The 536-nt window shown below is 42.0% G+C and carries 1 protein-coding gene; it reads right to left on the reverse strand.

Annotated elements, in window-relative coordinates; translation table 11 throughout:
* Nucleotides 1–318 precede the first annotated feature (318 nt).
* A partial coding sequence (locus KTQ90_RS13565; RefSeq protein WP_217318857.1) for a hypothetical protein occupies nt 319–536 on the reverse strand: 218 nt, incomplete at its 5' end.

The following is a 536-nucleotide window of genomic DNA, read 5'->3' on the forward strand; positions in this document are numbered from 1 at the left end:
AAAAATCCTTGGCGGTATGCCTTGAAATACTTCAAGACTATACTGCCAAGGACTTTTCTTTGTTTGCCGTGCTGACAACGGCTGACTTTTATAGCCACAACTCGCAGTTCCATTTTTTATCGCACAATCCAAACGACATGAAACAGTGGCACGCCACCCTTTCCTGTCTCAGTAGTACGGCATGAGGAAAAGTGTTTCTTTTTGTCGGTTGCAGGCTAACCGATCAAAAGAAACACCATTCCTTGTTTTGCTGTACCATTTTGTTTGCATACTCCACCGCAAGAAAGAAGTCATTGATGTAAACCTCAATGACCACTTTCATGCTTGGCTGCACAGCCTTGGAGAAAACCCGATACAAGAAGCATGGACAAGCCATACTCTTCTTTCATCGGAATTTCTCTGATGGATGTGCCATTCTTGTGTGCGATTTCCATTTTTCAAGACGTTTGTAAGACGAAGTTGTATCCATTTCTCAGAAATGAGTATGCGATAATCGTGCAGTCCAAAAACTTCCGTGAAGTTTCTATTTTCATTTG

Source organism: Leyella stercorea (assembly GCF_019052365.1).
Taxonomy (GTDB): domain Bacteria; phylum Bacteroidota; class Bacteroidia; order Bacteroidales; family Bacteroidaceae; genus Prevotella.